Source organism: Bacillus sp. G1(2015b) (assembly GCF_001482475.1).
GTDB classification, from domain to species: domain Bacteria; phylum Bacillota; class Bacilli; order Bacillales; family Bacillaceae; genus Bacillus; species Bacillus safensis.
On the sequence record NZ_LKIC01000026.1, the window covers coordinates 353,572 to 368,940 of the forward strand.

The 15,369-nt window shown below is 42.3% G+C and carries 15 protein-coding genes; 14 read left to right on the forward strand and 1 reads right to left on the reverse strand.

Translation table 11 applies throughout. The features are described 5' to 3' along the window. Nucleotides 1-6: 6 nt before the first annotated feature. From AMR95_RS13330 to pyrG, 5 genes are all read left to right on the forward strand, one after another. On the forward strand, nucleotides 7-1,119 hold the full coding sequence (locus AMR95_RS13330) for an acyl-CoA dehydrogenase family protein (RefSeq protein WP_058838546.1): 1,113 nt from the start codon (nucleotides 7-9) through the stop codon (nucleotides 1,117-1,119). Nucleotides 1,120-1,135: 16 nt separating this feature from the next. Then, complete coding sequence (locus tag AMR95_RS13335) at nucleotides 1,136-2,278, forward strand: acyl-CoA dehydrogenase (protein ID WP_058838547.1); 1,143 nt, start codon at nucleotides 1,136-1,138, stop codon at nucleotides 2,276-2,278. A gap of 146 nt (nucleotides 2,279-2,424) precedes the next feature. Continuing rightward, on the forward strand, nucleotides 2,425-2,622 hold the full coding sequence (locus AMR95_RS18920; RefSeq protein WP_082672240.1) for a hypothetical protein: 198 nt from the start codon (nucleotides 2,425-2,427) through the stop codon (nucleotides 2,620-2,622). Nucleotides 2,623-2,870: 248 nt separating this feature from the next. Further along, a complete protein-coding gene (gene rpoE, locus AMR95_RS13345; RefSeq protein ID WP_058838549.1) occupies nucleotides 2,871-3,410 on the forward strand; it encodes a DNA-directed RNA polymerase subunit delta in 540 nt (179 codons plus the stop codon). A gap of 239 nt (nucleotides 3,411-3,649) precedes the next feature. Further along, entirely contained in the window at nucleotides 3,650-5,257 is a 1,608-nt protein-coding gene (pyrG, locus tag AMR95_RS13350; RefSeq protein ID WP_039182151.1) for a glutamine hydrolyzing CTP synthase, read from the forward strand. 40 nt (nucleotides 5,258-5,297) lie between these two features. Here the strand turns inward: pyrG and AMR95_RS13355 are convergent, their stop codons facing one another. Further along, nucleotides 5,298-5,828 (reverse strand): DUF2529 domain-containing protein, encoded by a 531-nt coding sequence (locus AMR95_RS13355; RefSeq protein WP_047202558.1) that lies wholly within the window; start codon nucleotides 5,826-5,828, stop codon nucleotides 5,298-5,300. A 180-nt stretch (nucleotides 5,829-6,008) separates the two neighbouring features. Between AMR95_RS13355 and AMR95_RS13360 the strand changes: the two genes are divergently transcribed. The 9 genes from AMR95_RS13360 to malS all read left to right on the forward strand — a co-directional run bounded on the left by AMR95_RS13360 (nucleotide 6,009) and on the right by malS (nucleotide 15,355). Beyond that, nucleotides 6,009-6,383: a response regulator gene (locus tag AMR95_RS13360; protein ID WP_003214681.1), complete on the forward strand. Its 375-nt coding sequence runs from the start codon at nucleotides 6,009-6,011 to the stop codon at nucleotides 6,381-6,383. 178 nt (nucleotides 6,384-6,561) lie between these two features. Continuing rightward, a complete protein-coding gene (locus tag AMR95_RS13365; RefSeq protein ID WP_024423748.1) occupies nucleotides 6,562-7,419 on the forward strand; it encodes a class II fructose-bisphosphate aldolase in 858 nt (285 codons plus the stop codon). Between the two features lie 111 nt (nucleotides 7,420-7,530). Beyond that, a complete protein-coding gene (gene fsa, locus AMR95_RS13370) occupies nucleotides 7,531-8,169 on the forward strand; it encodes a fructose-6-phosphate aldolase (RefSeq protein ID WP_039182147.1) in 639 nt (212 codons plus the stop codon). A gap of 247 nt (nucleotides 8,170-8,416) precedes the next feature. Beyond that, the gene (locus AMR95_RS13375) at nucleotides 8,417-9,706 is read left to right on the forward strand and encodes a UDP-N-acetylglucosamine 1-carboxyvinyltransferase (protein WP_024423746.1); all 1,290 of its coding nucleotides are present in this window, start codon (nucleotides 8,417-8,419) and stop codon (nucleotides 9,704-9,706) included. Nucleotides 9,707-9,738: 32 nt separating this feature from the next. Next, on the forward strand, nucleotides 9,739-10,704 hold the full coding sequence (gene glpX / locus AMR95_RS13380; protein ID WP_012011567.1) for a class II fructose-bisphosphatase: 966 nt from the start codon (nucleotides 9,739-9,741) through the stop codon (nucleotides 10,702-10,704). 366 nt (nucleotides 10,705-11,070) lie between these two features. Continuing rightward, nucleotides 11,071-12,354, forward strand: a complete 1,284-nt coding sequence (gene rho, locus AMR95_RS13385) for a transcription termination factor Rho (RefSeq protein ID WP_008354975.1) — start codon at nucleotides 11,071-11,073, stop codon at nucleotides 12,352-12,354. A 130-nt stretch (nucleotides 12,355-12,484) separates the two neighbouring features. After that, nucleotides 12,485-12,685, forward strand: a complete 201-nt coding sequence (rpmE, locus tag AMR95_RS13390) for a 50S ribosomal protein L31 (protein WP_003215407.1) — start codon at nucleotides 12,485-12,487, stop codon at nucleotides 12,683-12,685. A gap of 87 nt (nucleotides 12,686-12,772) precedes the next feature. After that, nucleotides 12,773-13,375 (forward strand): thymidine kinase, encoded by a 603-nt coding sequence (locus AMR95_RS13395; protein WP_024423745.1) that lies wholly within the window; start codon nucleotides 12,773-12,775, stop codon nucleotides 13,373-13,375. Nucleotides 13,376-13,654: 279 nt separating this feature from the next. Beyond that, nucleotides 13,655-15,355: an oxaloacetate-decarboxylating malate dehydrogenase gene (gene malS, locus AMR95_RS13400; RefSeq protein ID WP_039182140.1), complete on the forward strand. Its 1,701-nt coding sequence runs from the start codon at nucleotides 13,655-13,657 to the stop codon at nucleotides 15,353-15,355. Nucleotides 15,356-15,369 lie beyond the last annotated feature (14 nt).

Here is a 15,369-nt window from a genome sequence, read left to right on the forward strand (position 1 = left end):
GTCAAGATGGATGTTTTGCTTACGGATAAACAGCGTCTCTGGAGAGAACAGACAGCAGAATTTGCACGCCAGCGTATATTCCCTGAAGTAGAAGCTATGGAACAAGGCCGGTTTCCAAAAACCCTTTTAAGTGAAATGGGACGGCAAGGCTATCTAGGGATTCCAATACCAGCTTCGTATCAAGGTTTAGGAGCAGATTTTACAACGTATATCATCGCTATCCATGAATTATCGAAAGTGAGTGCGACCATCGGTGTCATTGTGTCCGTTCATACATCTGTTGTGACGATGCCTATTTTGACTTTTGGAACGAAGGAACAAAAAGAATCCTATGTCCCGCTGCTTGCATCAGGAGAGAAGCTTGGAGCCTTTTGTCTGACTGAACCAAAGGCTGGATCAGATGCCTCCAGTATTCAATTAAGAGCAGAGCGGATGGGCGGTGATTATGTATTAAATGGAACGAAAATCTTTATCACAAGCGGCGGAGAAGCAGAGCTATATCTTGTCTTTGCGGTGACCGATCCAGCTTCTGCGAGAAAAAATATATCGGCGTTCATTGTCGAGAAAGATACGCCGGGATTTACGATTGGAAAAGATGAGAGAAAGATGGGACTGCACGGTTCAAAAACAGTCACGCTTCATTTTGATGGCGTGCGGATTCCAAAAGATCAGCTGCTCGGTGCAGAAGGAGAAGGCTTTCAAATTGCCATGTCTAGCTTAAATGCAGGGAGAATCGGAATTGCGGCTCAAAGTCTTGGCATTGCAGAAGCTGCTTTAACCGAGGCAGTCAGCTATTTAAAGCGACATCCAGCAGGTCTTGAAACGACCATTCGACTGGGCGATTTGGCGGCGAAGCTTGAGGCGGCCAAACTGCTCGTCTATCAAGCGGCTTCTTTCAAAGAGGCCGATCGTCCCGTCACAAAGGAAGCATCAATGGCAAAGCTATTTGCGTCAAAAACGGCGGTGGAAATCAGTACAGAAGCGATCCATTTGCTAGGCATGGATGGTTATACGAATCGCTATCAAGCAGAACGTTACTTTCGTGATGCGAAAATTTGTGAAATCTATGAAGGAACAAGTGAAATTCAAAGGCTGGTCATCTGTAAACAGCTAATATGAAACGAGGTGGCTCACGATGCAGTTCCAATTAAGTGACGAACATGAAATGATTCAAAAAATGGTGAGAGATTTTGCGAAAAATGAAGTGGAGCCTACAGCAGCAGAGCGAGACGAAACAGAGACCTATGATCCATCTATTTTTCGCAAAATGGCGGAGCTCGGTTTAACGGGTATCCCTTGGCCGGAAGACGTGGGCGGAATCGGCAGTGACTATTTAGCCTACGTCATAGCAGTTGAGGAGCTTTCAAGAGTATGCGCCTCTACAGGCGTCACCTTGTCCGCTCATACATCTCTGGCTTCATGGCCAATCTATACATTCGGAACGGATGAACAAAAAGAGACCTATTTAAAGCCGCTTGCAGAAGGGCAGAAGATAGGAGCATATGCGCTCACAGAGAGTGGTTCAGGCTCAGATGCTGGCGGAATGAAGACAACGGCCGTCAAGGCAGGTAGTGAATATGTCCTGAACGGGGCGAAAATCTTTATTACAAATGGAGGCATTGCAGATTATTATATTGTGTTTGCCGTAACAGACCAAGGAGCTTCATCTCGAAATACAACTGCTTTTATTGTAGAAAAAGAGACACCTGGTTTTTCCGTTGGCAAAAAGGAAAGCAAACTGGGCATACGCTCATCGCCAACAACTGAAATTCGATTTGAAGATTGCCGGATTCATGAAAGAAACCGGCTCGGTCAAGAAGGAGAAGGATTCAAAATAGCCATGATGACGCTCGATGGCGGCAGAAACGGCATTGCTGCACAGGCAGTTGGGATTGCTCAAGGCGCTCTTGATGCGGCGGTTGATTATGCCAAGGAGCGTAAACAATTTGGCAAACCGATTATTCAGCAGCAAGGGATCGCCTTTAAGCTGGCTGATATGGCCACAGCGATTGAAGCATCAAGGCTGCTTACTTACCAGGCGGCATGGCTCGAAACGAAAGGCCTCCCGTATGGAAAGGAATCAGCCATGTCCAAGCTCTTTGCCGGTGATACAGCGATGAAAGTGACAACAGAAGCGGTTCAAATCTTCGGCGGGTACGGCTACACAAAGGATTACCCAGTCGAACGATACATGCGTGATGCGAAAATCACTCAAATATATGAAGGAACACAGGAAATCCAGCGTCTGGTCATCTCAAGGAAACTGCTAGATATGTAGAAAACAAGCAAAGACCACCTGAATGTGAGGTGGTCTTTTTTTGGTTCGCCATGCAGTTTTCAAATATGAGGAAATTGTCAATGTTCATCTATATGACCATCGTGTTATGTTAAAATTAGGGAAAATTCAATATGGAGGTTATGATGATGAACTCAACATTTATGGCCATTTTGGCCATCGTTATGATGGTTATCTGGATTATGGTTTCCGCGGAGCTTTCGAAATCTCCAAAAAAGCAGGAAGAAAAAGAAAACAGCCGCAGAAAACTAATCGTACTCATGTCTGCTGGAATGTTATTCACGATTCCTGTCGTTGTCTCATTGATTCGGAACTTCCCATTTTAAAACAGACGAGAAAAAACAGAACGACAAAAAGCATGCCGCACACAAGATCTAGTCCAATTTAACGCGGATGATGAAGCTCTAGGCGCTCCCCTTGAGAAAAATCAAAAATTAACAACAATAAAGGTGGCATAAACTCCCCTAATTTGTTTATAATGAGAGGTATGGTTTGTCGTAAGAATAAGGTATAAATACTTATTATTTCACTGATAAATGGATACATACATGTAATAGAAAGGGAGTGTCTGACCTTGAGTTTGAAAGAATACTCACAGGAACAGCTCAAACAAATGTCTTTAGTTGAACTTGCTTATGAAATTTTCAGAGACAGCAAAACACCAATTACGTTTTCCGAGTTAATAGATGAAATCGTCCGTTTGCAAGGAATACAAAAATCCGATCTAGATGATCGACTTGCTCAATTTTATACAGACTTAAATATAGATGGCCGCTTTATTTCGTTAGGTGATCAGAGATGGGGACTTCGCAGCTGGTATCCAGTTGATCAAATCGAAGAAGAAGTTCAGCCAGCTGTGAAAACAAAAGCGAAAAAGAAAAAAACAAAAGCAGCTGTCGTTGAAGACGACTTCGATGAAATCGAAGAGGAAGAAGAAATCGACGAGCTTGAAGAAGACCTTGATCTTGTTGAAGACGACGATGATCTCGACCTAGACGATGATGAAGAAATCGATGAAGATCTTGAAGACTTCGACGAAGATGATGATGAAGATGATGACGGCTTAACGGAGATTGATGAAGACGATTTAGACGATGAAGAGGAAGAGAAATAACCCTCTCAAACCGGTCCTCAAAACAGGACAAAACCGTCTTGACTTTCCTGAGCGAACTATGTAGTATGTATTTTGGGCTCTCTAAAAAAGAGTACGTAAAGATACGTTCATTTACGCTCCCTTTCATTTATTTGAAAGGGAGCTTTCTTATTTTTCAAGAGATTTAGGGATACACTCTAAAAAGGATGAAGCTGTGCATGCGTAGACATGCAAGGGTAAAAAAGAGAGGAGCATACGAAATGACAAAGTATATTTTTGTAACAGGAGGAGTTGTTTCCTCACTTGGAAAAGGAATCACGGCTGCTTCGTTAGGCCGCCTTCTGAAAAATAGAGGGATGGATGTCACCATTCAAAAATTCGATCCATACATCAACGTAGACCCAGGGACAATGAGTCCATACCAGCACGGTGAGGTTTTTGTCACAGATGATGGGGCTGAAACAGACCTTGACTTAGGTCACTACGAGCGTTTCATTGATATTAACTTAAATAAGTACAGCAACGTCACAACTGGTAAAATCTACTCTACTGTTCTGAAGAAAGAGCGCCGCGGTGACTACTTAGGTGGAACAGTACAGGTCATTCCCCACATTACAAATGAAATCAAAGACCGCGTGTACCGTGCCGGAAAAGAAACGGGTGCAGATGTGGTTATTACAGAAATCGGCGGAACAGTAGGAGATATCGAATCCCTTCCATTCCTTGAAGCCATTCGTCAAATGAAGAGTGACATCGGCCGCGAAAACGTGATGTACATTCATTGTACCCTCGTTCCTTACATCCGTGCAGCGGGTGAATTGAAAACAAAACCAACACAGCATAGTGTAAAAGAACTTCGCAGTCTTGGTATTCAGCCAAATGTCATCGTGGTCAGAACGGAAATGCCATTGGCACAAGATATGAAGGACAAAATTGCACTGTTTTGTGATATTGATACAAAAGCTGTTATCGAATGTCAGGATGCAGACACGCTTTACTCTATTCCGCTTGATTTACAAAAACAAGGGCTGGACAAGCTAGTATGTGAACATATGAAACTTGACTGCCAAGATGCGGACATGACAGAGTGGACAGCACTTGTTGATAAAGTGCAAAACCTTTCAAAACAAGTCACAATTGGTCTTGTAGGGAAATATGTTGAGCTGCAAGATGCTTATATTTCTGTCGTTGAATCACTTCGTCATGCTGGTTATGCGTTTGATGCAGATGTTCAAATTAAATGGATCAATGCAGAAGAAGTGACAGCAGAGAATATCGCTGATTTCGTACAAGATGTTGACGGCATCATTGTTCCTGGAGGCTTCGGAGACCGCGGAGTAGAAGGGAAAATCATTGCTACACAATTTGCCCGTGAAAACAAAGTGCCATTCTTCGGAATCTGCTTAGGAATGCAAGTGGCATCTATCGAATACGCAAGAAACGTATTAGGCCTTGAAGGAGCTCATTCAGCGGAAATTGATCCTGAAACAGCATTCCCAATCATTGACCTTCTTCCAGAACAGAAGGATGTAGATGATCTAGGCGGAACACTTCGTCTCGGTCTATATCCTTGTAAATTAAATGAAGACTCAAAAGCATTTGCTGCATACAATGACGAAGTGGTCTACGAACGCCACCGTCATCGTTACGAATTTAATAACGAATACAGACAGCAAATGGAAGCAGCAGGCTTCGTCTTCTCTGGTACAAGCCCAGACGGACGTCTTGTTGAAATCATCGAGCTCAAGGATCACCCTTGGTTTCTTGCTTCTCAGTTCCACCCAGAATTCGTTTCAAGACCGACAAGACCACAGCCATTATTTAGAGATTTCGTTGGTGCTTCACTACAAGCATCTGAATCAAAATAAAACAAAAAACTGCCGAGAATATCACTTCTCGGCAGTTTTTTTATTCATATTCCTCCACGATCTCCTTCACAGTAAACGATAGGGCGTGGTAGACGTATAAGCAGGTCATTAAAGCAGGAAAACCAAACCTTGTCCCATCTTCAGCGGGCACAAGCGGTTTCTTGAGCTGAAAATCAATGTGGACATCACAATGCTCTTCAATCGTGGACGGCTCCTTTTGTGCCGGCCCTACACCAACAACGGGTGTACCTTGTTCGTGCAGCTCTTTAACAAGAGATTGAATTTCCTGATCTTCTGGGTCTGAATAAAATAGCAGCACCCTGTCACTAGGTTGAAGTAAGCTGCGCTCCTTTTGATCGAGCGGCAGCACTTTCGCACCGGGAAACGGCTCCTTGCTTTCAGATGCCTCTAGGGCGACAGCAGCCAGTTCATTCTTTCCGTGAAAATAAACGGCATGTCCACTGACAACAGCCTGTGCAAGAAGGCGTGCACCGTCCTCAATCGCTTCAGCCTGCTTTTCTCCAATACGTGAAAAAATACCTGATAACTGGGTCGTAAAAATTTTTAACAAGACTCATTTCCTCCTTCGGTCAGATCATTTTATAATAGAATATAAAGAGAATATTAGGAAAAATGCTCAGAAAATGTCGTAAAGTAAACTATTATAATTAAAGGAAATGTGAAAATCAAACAGAATTATTTAACAACAGCTCTTTTTATGGCGAAAAATGAAAGCAATGGGGTGTAACAGATGAATGAGAAAATTTTAATTGTCGATGATCAGTACGGTATTAGAATATTATTGAATGAAGTGTTTCATAAAGAAGGCTATCAAACCTTCCAAGCTGCCAATGGACTACAAGCATTAGATATTGTGAAAAACCATAGACCGAACCTTGTCCTGCTTGATATGAAAATCCCCGGGATGGATGGTATCGAAATTTTAAAACGGATGAAATTAATTGATGAAGATATCCGTGTCATCATTATGACAGCCTATGGCGAATTAGATATGATCCAAGAATCCAAAGAACTAGGTGCATTGACGCACTTCGCTAAGCCGTTTGATATTGATGAAATCCGAGATGCTGTCAAAGAATACTTGCCGCTTGAAACAAATGGCTAGATGGAAATGATTGAATCGAGTCATTCTGTTGCCGATTTGTCGAATAATTGGTATCCTATAAAGGAAGAAGAAAGCGATCTGACTTTGAAAGTTTACATATGGCGAGAAATTCTGGTCATGCTAGGGTGGAGAGCTTTTTTTAGCAAGCAAATTAGCTACATAGGGAGGATTTTTCATCATGCCTTTAGTTTCAATGACAGAAATGTTGAAAGACGCAAAGGAAAAAGGTTACGCTGTTGGACAGTTTAACTTAAATAACTTAGAATTCACGCAAGCGATTTTACAAGCTGCTGAAGAAGAGAAATCTCCTGTTATCTTAGGAGTATCTGAAGGAGCAGGACGCTACATGGGCGGCTTCAAAACAGTTGTCGCAATGGTTAAAGCGTTAATCGAAGAATATAATGTAACAGTTCCTGTTGCGATTCATTTAGATCACGGTTCAAGCTTTGAATCATGTGCAAAAGCGATTCATGCAGGATTTACTTCTGTCATGATCGATGCTTCTCACCACCCATTTGATGAGAATGTGGAAACAACTGCGAAAGTTGTTGAACTTGCACATTTCCATGGTGTGTCTGTTGAAGCTGAACTTGGAACTGTTGGTGGGCAAGAAGATGACGTCATCGCTGAGGGCGTTATTTATGCTGATCCAAAAGAGTGCCAAGAGCTTGTAGAACGCACTGGTATTGACTGCCTTGCACCTGCATTAGGTTCAGTACATGGTCCATACAAAGGTGAACCAAACCTTGGTTTCGCTGAAATGGAAGAAATCGGTAAAACAACTGGTCTTCCACTTGTTCTTCACGGCGGAACAGGTATCCCAACTGCTGACATCAAGCGTGCAATTTCACTTGGTACAGCAAAAATCAATGTAAACACTGAAAACCAAATTGCTTCTGCGAAAGCAGTACGCGAAACACTTGCTGCAAAAACAGAAGAGTATGATCCACGTAAATATCTTGGACCAGCTCGTGACGCAATTAAAGCGACTGTTATCGGCAAAATGCGCGAATTTGGTTCTTCTAACCAAGCATAATTTGATGAGAACCGAAAGCCGCCTGAGTCACAGGCGGTTTTCTCCATATCTCGAGAAAGCGCAATCAAATTTACATTTCAGACAATTTATTGATAGGAGAGTGGCACAGTTATGTTATTTTTCGTAGATACAGCGAATATTGAAGACATCAAAGAGGCGCACGAGCTTGGCATTTTAGCAGGCGTCACAACAAACCCTAGTTTAGTAGCGAAAGAAAAGAACGTATCATTCCACGACCGCCTTCGCGAAATCACTGACGTGGTATCAGGCTCTGTCAGTGCAGAAGTGATTTCCCTAAAAGCAGAGGAAATGATTGAAGAAGGAAAAGAGCTTGCTGCTATCGCACCAAATATCACGGTCAAAATTCCAATGACTACAGATGGCCTTAAAGCTGTTAAAGCATTAACGGACCTTGGAATTAAAACAAACGTCACATTGATTTTTAGTGCAAACCAGGCACTTCTTGCAGCTAGAGCTGGTGCGACGTATGTTTCTCCATTCCTTGGCCGCCTAGATGATATTGGCCAAAATGGTCTTGATCTCATCAGCGAAGTGAAAACTATTTTTGATGTTCATGGATTAGATACACAAATCATTGCTGCATCCATTCGTCACCCGCAGCATGTGACAGAAGCTGCGCTTAGAGGTGCTCATATCGGCACAATGCCGCTGAAAGTCATCAAGCAGCTGACGAAACACCCATTAACGGATGCAGGCATTGAGCAATTTTTAGCAGACTGGAATAAATAAATGATTGTGGCAGGCGGGGTCGTCTCTCGTTTGCCGCAGTTTTCCTTATAAACGCTAAGAAATGTTTTGTGCAAAGAAGAGAACATCACAGCCTCGCAAAGCTTCGATTATTTTTCTTCCGACAAATTTCGTTTAACCTGTATTCTTTCTCTTGATATTGGCTAAATTTTGGACAAGACCTTTTAAAGCGCGACATCCACAAACAGTATAACTCCAACAGTGATCTTCTTTAAGAAGGGAGACAAATATGGAAAAGTTAAACATTGCCGGCGGTGATCCCTTGCGCGGGACCGTACATATTAGTGGTGCGAAAAATAGTGCTGTGGCACTGATTCCTGCCACGATTCTCGCTGATTCTCCAGTAACCATTGAAGGCCTTCCGCATATATCAGATATCGACACATTGCGAGATCTGTTAGAAGAAATTGGCGGAAAGGTCACTTTTGAAAAAGGTGAAATGGTTGTTAATCCTGTTTCCATGATCAGTATGCCGCTTCCTAATGGAAAAGTGAAGAAACTGCGTGCATCCTATTATTTAATGGGAGCCATGCTGGGAAGATTCAAGCAGGCTGTCATCGGACTGCCAGGAGGATGTCACTTAGGACCTAGACCGATTGATCAGCATATCAAAGGCTTTGAAGCACTCGGAGCCGAGGTGACAAACGAGCAGGGTGCGATTTATTTGCGCGCTGAAAAATTAGTCGGAGCCCGGATTTATCTTGATGTTGTCAGTGTAGGTGCGACAATCAACATCATGCTGGCAGCCGTACTGGCTGAAGGAAAAACCGTGATTGAAAATGCTGCAAAGGAACCCGAAATTATTGATGTAGCGACACTGCTTGCAAGCATGGGTGCCAAAATCAAAGGTGCGGGGACCGATGTCATTCGAATCGAAGGTGTAGAATCCCTTCATGGCTGTAAGCATTCAATCATCCCTGACCGCATCGAAGCAGGAACATTTTTAATAGCTGGTGCAGCGATGGGAGATGAAGTTGTACTTGATAATGTGATCCCAACTCATTTAGAATCAATTACGGCGAAACTTAGAGAAATGGGGTTCACCATTGAAACGAGCAACGATCAGATGCTGATCGTTGGCAGAAACGAAGGACTCAAGCCTGTCGATATCAAAACCCTTGTGTATCCGGGCTTTCCGACTGACCTTCAACAGCCGATGACGGCGCTGTTAACAAAAGCGAAAGGCACGAGTGTGGTCACAGATACGATCTACTCAGCTCGCTTTAAGCACATTGACGAATTGCGCCGAATGGGTGCAAACATGAAGGTCGAAGGAAGATCCGCTATTATTACCGGACAAACGCAGCTTCAAGGAGCAAAGGTCAAAGCAAGTGATCTGCGTGCAGGAGCTTGTCTTGTTGTCGCAGGGCTAATGGCAGACGGTGTGACCGAAATCACAGGGCTTGAACATATAGACAGAGGATATAGTTTGCTTGAGAAGAAGCTTGAAGGCTTGGGTGCAACCATCTGGCGTGAAAAGCTGAATGACCAAGAAATAGAAGAACTTCAAAATTCATAAGGCTTTGACTGTGAGAGGAGATTTGGACAAAAATGGAAAGAAGTTTATCGATGGAACTAGTACGGGTGACAGAAGCAGCTGCATTAAAATCTGCCCGTTGGATGGGAAGAGGATTAAAAGACGAAGCGGATGATGCTGCAACAAGTGCAATGCGTGATGTATTTGACACCATTCCGATGAAGGGAACAGTGGTGATTGGCGAAGGGGAAATGGACGAAGCACCAATGCTTTATATTGGGGAAAAGCTTGGGAACGGATATGGACCTCGCGTGGATGTCGCTGTTGATCCATTAGAAGGAACAAACATTGTGGCAAGCGGCGGCTGGAATGCCTTAGCTGTCATTGCAGTTGCAGATCATGGCAACCTGCTGAATGCACCTGATATGTACATGGATAAGATCGCAGTAGGTCCAGAAGCGGTAGGCTGCATCGATATTGAAGCGCCTGTCATTGATAATCTTCGCGCTGTTGCAAAAGCGAAAAACAAAGATATTGAAGATGTGGTTGCAACGATTTTAAACAGAGATCGACATGAAAAAATTATTGCTGAACTGAGAGAAGCAGGAGCAAGAATTAAACTGATCGATGATGGTGACGTTGCAGGAGCCATTAATACAGCATTTGATCACACAGGTGTTGATATTCTATTTGGTTCAGGCGGAGCGCCTGAGGGTGTCCTTTCTGCTGTTGCATTAAAGGCACTTGGTGGTGAAATTCATGGTAAGCTTCTTCCTCAAAGTGAAGAAGAATTAAGACGCTGTGAGAAAATGGGGCTGGATGTTGGTAAAGTCCTCAGAATGGAAGATCTCGTAAAAGGAGATGACGCCATTTTTGCAGCGACAGGTGTAACAGACGGGGAATTACTTAAAGGTGTTCAATTCAAAGGCTCTGTTGGAACAACGCATAGTGTTGTCATGCGTGCGAAATCGGGTACAGTTCGTTTCGTAGACGGCAGACACAGCTTAAAGAAAAAACCGAATCTTGTCATTCGTCCGTAATCTGAAAGCGGGTATTCATTACCCGCTTTTCATATAGGTGTCAAATGTATATCATTTTCTTTTTAAAGTTGAATATTCTCTGCAAATGAGGTAAAACTAAAGAGTGCTGCGAAATTTTCTGCGAATTTACTTCTTTTAAGCTTCAACAAGTTTAAATACTGCCGCATCATGACGATATACTCATTATCCTTCTCTATGTTAAAAAAGCTCTATTTCACATTGTTCCTATCTTTCACGATAAAACGAGTGGGAGCGTTACCATCAGAGCGAGGTCATTCCAACAACAACGGAATTAAAAAGCTAATCAAATACAATGGTCATGCATTTGTAAAGAAATACATTGACTAGAAAAGTGTGGTGTCCATATTGAAAGATGTTTCGATTTCATCTTTGGAAAATATGAAATTAAAAGAGCTGTATGAGTTAGCAAAACGATACAAAATCTCTTATTACAGCAAACTAACAAAAAAAGAATTAATTTTTGCCATCTTAAAGGCGAATGCTGAGCAAGAGGATCTCTTATTTATGGAAGGGGTTCTTGAAATTATTCAGTCTGAGGGATTTGGTTTCTTAAGACCGATTAACTACTCCCCAAGTTCTGAAGACATTTATATTTCAGCTTCACAAATCAGACGCTTTGATTTACGAAATGGAGATAAAGTGTCTGGAAAGGTACGACCTCCAAAAGAGAATGAACGCTACTATGGCCTCCTTCATGTAGAAGCGGTAAATGGGGACGACCCAGAATCAGCAAAGGAACGTGTTCACTTTCCTGCACTCACACCGCTATTTCCTGACCGTCAAATGATTCTTGAAACACAGCCTAATCACCTGTCTACTAGAATTATGGACATGATGGCGCCAGTTGGATTTGGACAGCGTGGTTTAATCGTTGCACCGCCTAAGGCTGGGAAAACTATTTTGCTTAAAGAAATTGCCAACAGCATTTCTGAAAATCACCCAGAGGCAGAGCTGATTGTCCTTTTGATTGATGAACGACCAGAAGAAGTAACAGATATCGAACGTTCTGTTGCAGGGGATGTTGTTAGTTCAACCTTTGACGAAGTACCGGAAAACCACATTAAAGTAGCAGAGCTTGTCTTAGAGCGTGCGATGCGTCTTGTTGAACATAAAAAAGATGTCATCATCTTAATGGACAGCATCACAAGGCTTGCTCGTGCATACAACCTTGTGATTCCGCCAAGCGGCCGAACGCTTTCAGGTGGTATTGATCCAGCGGCTTTCCATCGTCCAAAACGCTTCTTTGGTGCTGCGCGTAACATTGAAGAAGGCGGAAGCTTGACGATTTTAGCCACTGCACTTGTTGATACAGGATCACGTATGGATGACGTGATTTATGAAGAGTTTAAAGGAACTGGAAACATGGAGCTTCATTTGGACCGTTCTTTGGCCGAAAGAAGAATTTTCCCTGCGATCGACATTCGCCGTTCTGGTACGAGAAAAGAAGAACTGCTTGTGCCAAAAGAGCATCTTGATCGTCTATGGGCGATGAGAAAATCGATGTCAGATACACCTGACTTCGCTGAGAAGTTCATGCGTAAAATGAGAAAAACAAAGACAAACCAAGAGTTTTTCGATATTTTAACGCAAGAATGGAAACAAGCGAATATGTCTGCATCAAGAAGATAGCTTCTTAAAAAATACATTTGCAATCATAGACTTACACTGTTATAATTTTATCATGTGCGTTTCAGAATTTATTTCTGAGATATTAACTCTGTTTCCGAATTGGATTCAGGGCGGAAGGAGATGACAGTAGATGAAAACAGGAATTCATCCTAACTACAAAAAAGCTACAGTCAAATGCGCTTGTGGAAATGAGTTTGAAACTGGATCAGTAAAAGAAGAGGTACGCATCGAGATTTGCTCTGAGTGCCATCCTTTCTATACAGGCCGTCAAAAATTCGCTTCTGCTGATGGACGTGTTGACCGCTTTAACAAAAAATACGGTCTTAAGTAATAATAGATACAATAAACAGGCAGGAATCCGTTCTTGCCTGTTTTTTTACGTGGATTGATGGAACTTTAAAACGGGGGAGAAGACCTTATGTATGTGATGAAACAAAGCGGTTGGCTTGAAGTCATCTGCGGTAGTATGTTTTCTGGAAAGTCGGAAGAATTGATTCGGAGAGCCAAAAGGGCCACCTTTGCCAAACAAGAAGTAAAAATATTCAAACCAGCGATTGATAACCGATATAGTACAAGCTCTGTTGTGTCACATAACGGTTCATCATTAGATGGGATTGCAGTAGCCTCACCAAAAGACATAATAACGCACATATCAGAAAGAACCGATGTCATTGGCATTGATGAGGTGCAATTTTTTGATGAGACAATCATTGACATTGTCACTCAATTGGCTGACCAAGGCTACCGAGTCATTGTTGCAGGCCTGGATCAAGACTTCAGAGGAGAGCCATTTGGTGTTGTTCCGCATTTAATGGCATGTGCAGAGCTTGTAACAAAACTTCAAGCAGTTTGTTCGGTATGCGGCTCCCCAGCGAGTAGAACACAACGCTTGATCGACGGTAAACCCGCATCCTATGATGATCCTATTATTTTAGTAGGTGCGCAGGAATCATACGAAGCACGATGCAGACATCACCATGAAGTACCAAGACTTGATGTTGGTACAACACTTGACAAATAAAAAAATAGCAAATGCCGCTGTGTTTCGTTTTTCGAGATTTTGACTGAACACCCATCATTTGTACTTAAATAAATTAAATAACACTACGATTAAATTATCTAATTTTCAACGCTTGCGTTTTGTTATAAGCAGGCATAAAATGACTAACTGTAGTGTAAAGCATTTAAACGAAAAGTTCGATTTCTTGTCATAATTTTTTTGATTAAGGATTTTTCTCCTTAATCGTTCTTTGGATTAATAGTTCACTTTATTTATATTTTAGAAAGAGGGTAGTTTTTGATGAACAACGTGAAGAAAACAAAAGAAGGGTACCTCGAAACCACTTTGACAGGTAAAGATGTATTATCGATTCCAACGTTGAACAAAGGCGTTGCTTTCTCTGAAGAAGAAAGACAAGAGCTTGGACTTGAAGGTTTACTTCCTCCAACCGTTCTCACTTTAGAACAGCAAGCAGAAAGAGCGTACAAGCAATTTCTAGCTCAGCCGGATCGTCTTCGTCAAAACGTATACTTAAGTGATTTACAAAACCGTAACGAAGTATTGTTCTACAAGCTTTTAACAGAAAAGCTTCGTGAAATGCTTCCTGTTGTGTACACACCAACTGTTGGTGAAGCGATTCAAGAATACAGCCATGAATACAGAAGACCTCATGGTGTCTATCTTTCAATCGACGACATTGACGGCATCGAGAAAGCATTTGAAAACTTGCACGCAACTGCTGGAGATATTGACCTCATCGTTGCAACTGACTCTGAGAGTATTCTTGGAATTGGTGACTGGGGTGTTGGTGGTATCAACATCGCAATCGGTAAATTAGCTGTTTACACGGCTGCAGCAGGTATTGATCCTAGCCGCGTAATTCCAGTTGTATTAGATGTTGGAACAAACAATGAAAAATTATTGAATGATCCATTATACATCGGGAACCATCACAAACGTGTACAAGGTGAAAAATACGAAGAATTCATTGATGCTTATGTAAAAGCAGCGCTTAAATTCTTCCCGAAAGCATTGCTACACTGGGAAGACCTTGGAAACAAAAATGCGCGTAACATCATGAAAAAATACAATGATAACATCTTAACGTTCAACGATGATATTCAAGGTACTGGTGCCATTACTTTAGCGGGTGTTCTTGCAGCTGTCAAGAAAACTGGTACTCAATTGAAAGATCACCGTGTTGTCATCTTCGGAGCTGGATCTGCTGGTATCGGAATCGCAGATCAAATGCGTGACACAATGGTTCTTGAAGGTCTAACAGAAGAAGAAGCAAACAATGCATTCTGGACTTTAGACTACAGAGGATTGCTAACAGACCAATTTGAAGATGAAGTGCTTGATTTCCAAAAACCATACCTTCGTTCTTCTGATGAAGTAGAAGGCTGGGCACGCGATGAAAAAGGACAAATCTCATTTGCTGAAACGGTTCGCCAAGCGAAGCCAACAATTCTTATTGGTACTTCAGGTCAAGGCGGCGCATTCACTGAAGAAATCATTAAAGAAATGGCAGCTCATACAGAGCGTCCAGTGATCATGCCAATGTCTAACCCAACACCGCTTGCTGAAGCAGTGCCAGAGGATCTATTCAAATGGACTGACGGCCGTGCACTTGTTGCAACAGGAAGCCCGTTCGAAAACGTTGAGTATAACGGAATCGAACATGAAATCGGACAATCAAACAATGCGTTCGTTTTCCCTGGACTTGGTCTTGGTTCAATCGTAACAGAATCAAAAATCATCACAAAAGGCATGTTCGTTGCTTCTGCAAATGCAATTGCTGAAATGGTTGATCATGAGAAACCAGGTGCTGGTCTTCTTCCAAGTATTGATAAATTGCAAGAAGTGTCAATTCATGTGGCTGTTGAAGTAGCGAAAGCAGCAATTGAAGATGGTGTCGCAAGAAAAACGCCGGACAACATCGAACAAGCTGTGAAAGACGCAATGTGGATTCCTGAATATAAAAAAATAGTAAGAGCATAATAAAATGTGTAACG

Excerpts from the sequence above, each read along its gene's own strand:
- AMR95_RS13330 (WP_058838546.1), top strand. The coding sequence starts at position 7 with ATGGATGTTTTGCTTACGGATAAACAGCGTCTCTGGAGAGAACAGACA.
- AMR95_RS13335 (WP_058838547.1), top strand. The coding sequence starts at position 1,136 with ATGCAGTTCCAATTAAGTGACGAACATGAAATGATTCAAAAAATGGTG.
- AMR95_RS18920 (WP_082672240.1), top strand. The coding sequence starts at position 2,425 with ATGAACTCAACATTTATGGCCATTTTGGCCATCGTTATGATGGTTATC.
- pyrG (WP_039182151.1), top strand. The coding sequence starts at position 3,650 with ATGACAAAGTATATTTTTGTAACAGGAGGAGTTGTTTCCTCACTTGGA.
- AMR95_RS13360 (WP_003214681.1), top strand. The coding sequence starts at position 6,009 with ATGAATGAGAAAATTTTAATTGTCGATGATCAGTACGGTATTAGAATA.
- AMR95_RS13365 (WP_024423748.1), top strand. The coding sequence starts at position 6,562 with ATGCCTTTAGTTTCAATGACAGAAATGTTGAAAGACGCAAAGGAAAAA.
- fsa (WP_039182147.1), top strand. The coding sequence starts at position 7,531 with ATGTTATTTTTCGTAGATACAGCGAATATTGAAGACATCAAAGAGGCG.
- AMR95_RS13375 (WP_024423746.1), top strand. The coding sequence starts at position 8,417 with ATGGAAAAGTTAAACATTGCCGGCGGTGATCCCTTGCGCGGGACCGTA.
- glpX (WP_012011567.1), top strand. The coding sequence starts at position 9,739 with ATGGAAAGAAGTTTATCGATGGAACTAGTACGGGTGACAGAAGCAGCT.
- rpmE (WP_003215407.1), top strand. The coding sequence starts at position 12,485 with ATGAAAACAGGAATTCATCCTAACTACAAAAAAGCTACAGTCAAATGC.
- AMR95_RS13395 (WP_024423745.1), top strand. The coding sequence starts at position 12,773 with ATGTATGTGATGAAACAAAGCGGTTGGCTTGAAGTCATCTGCGGTAGT.
- malS (WP_039182140.1), top strand. The coding sequence starts at position 13,655 with ATGAACAACGTGAAGAAAACAAAAGAAGGGTACCTCGAAACCACTTTG.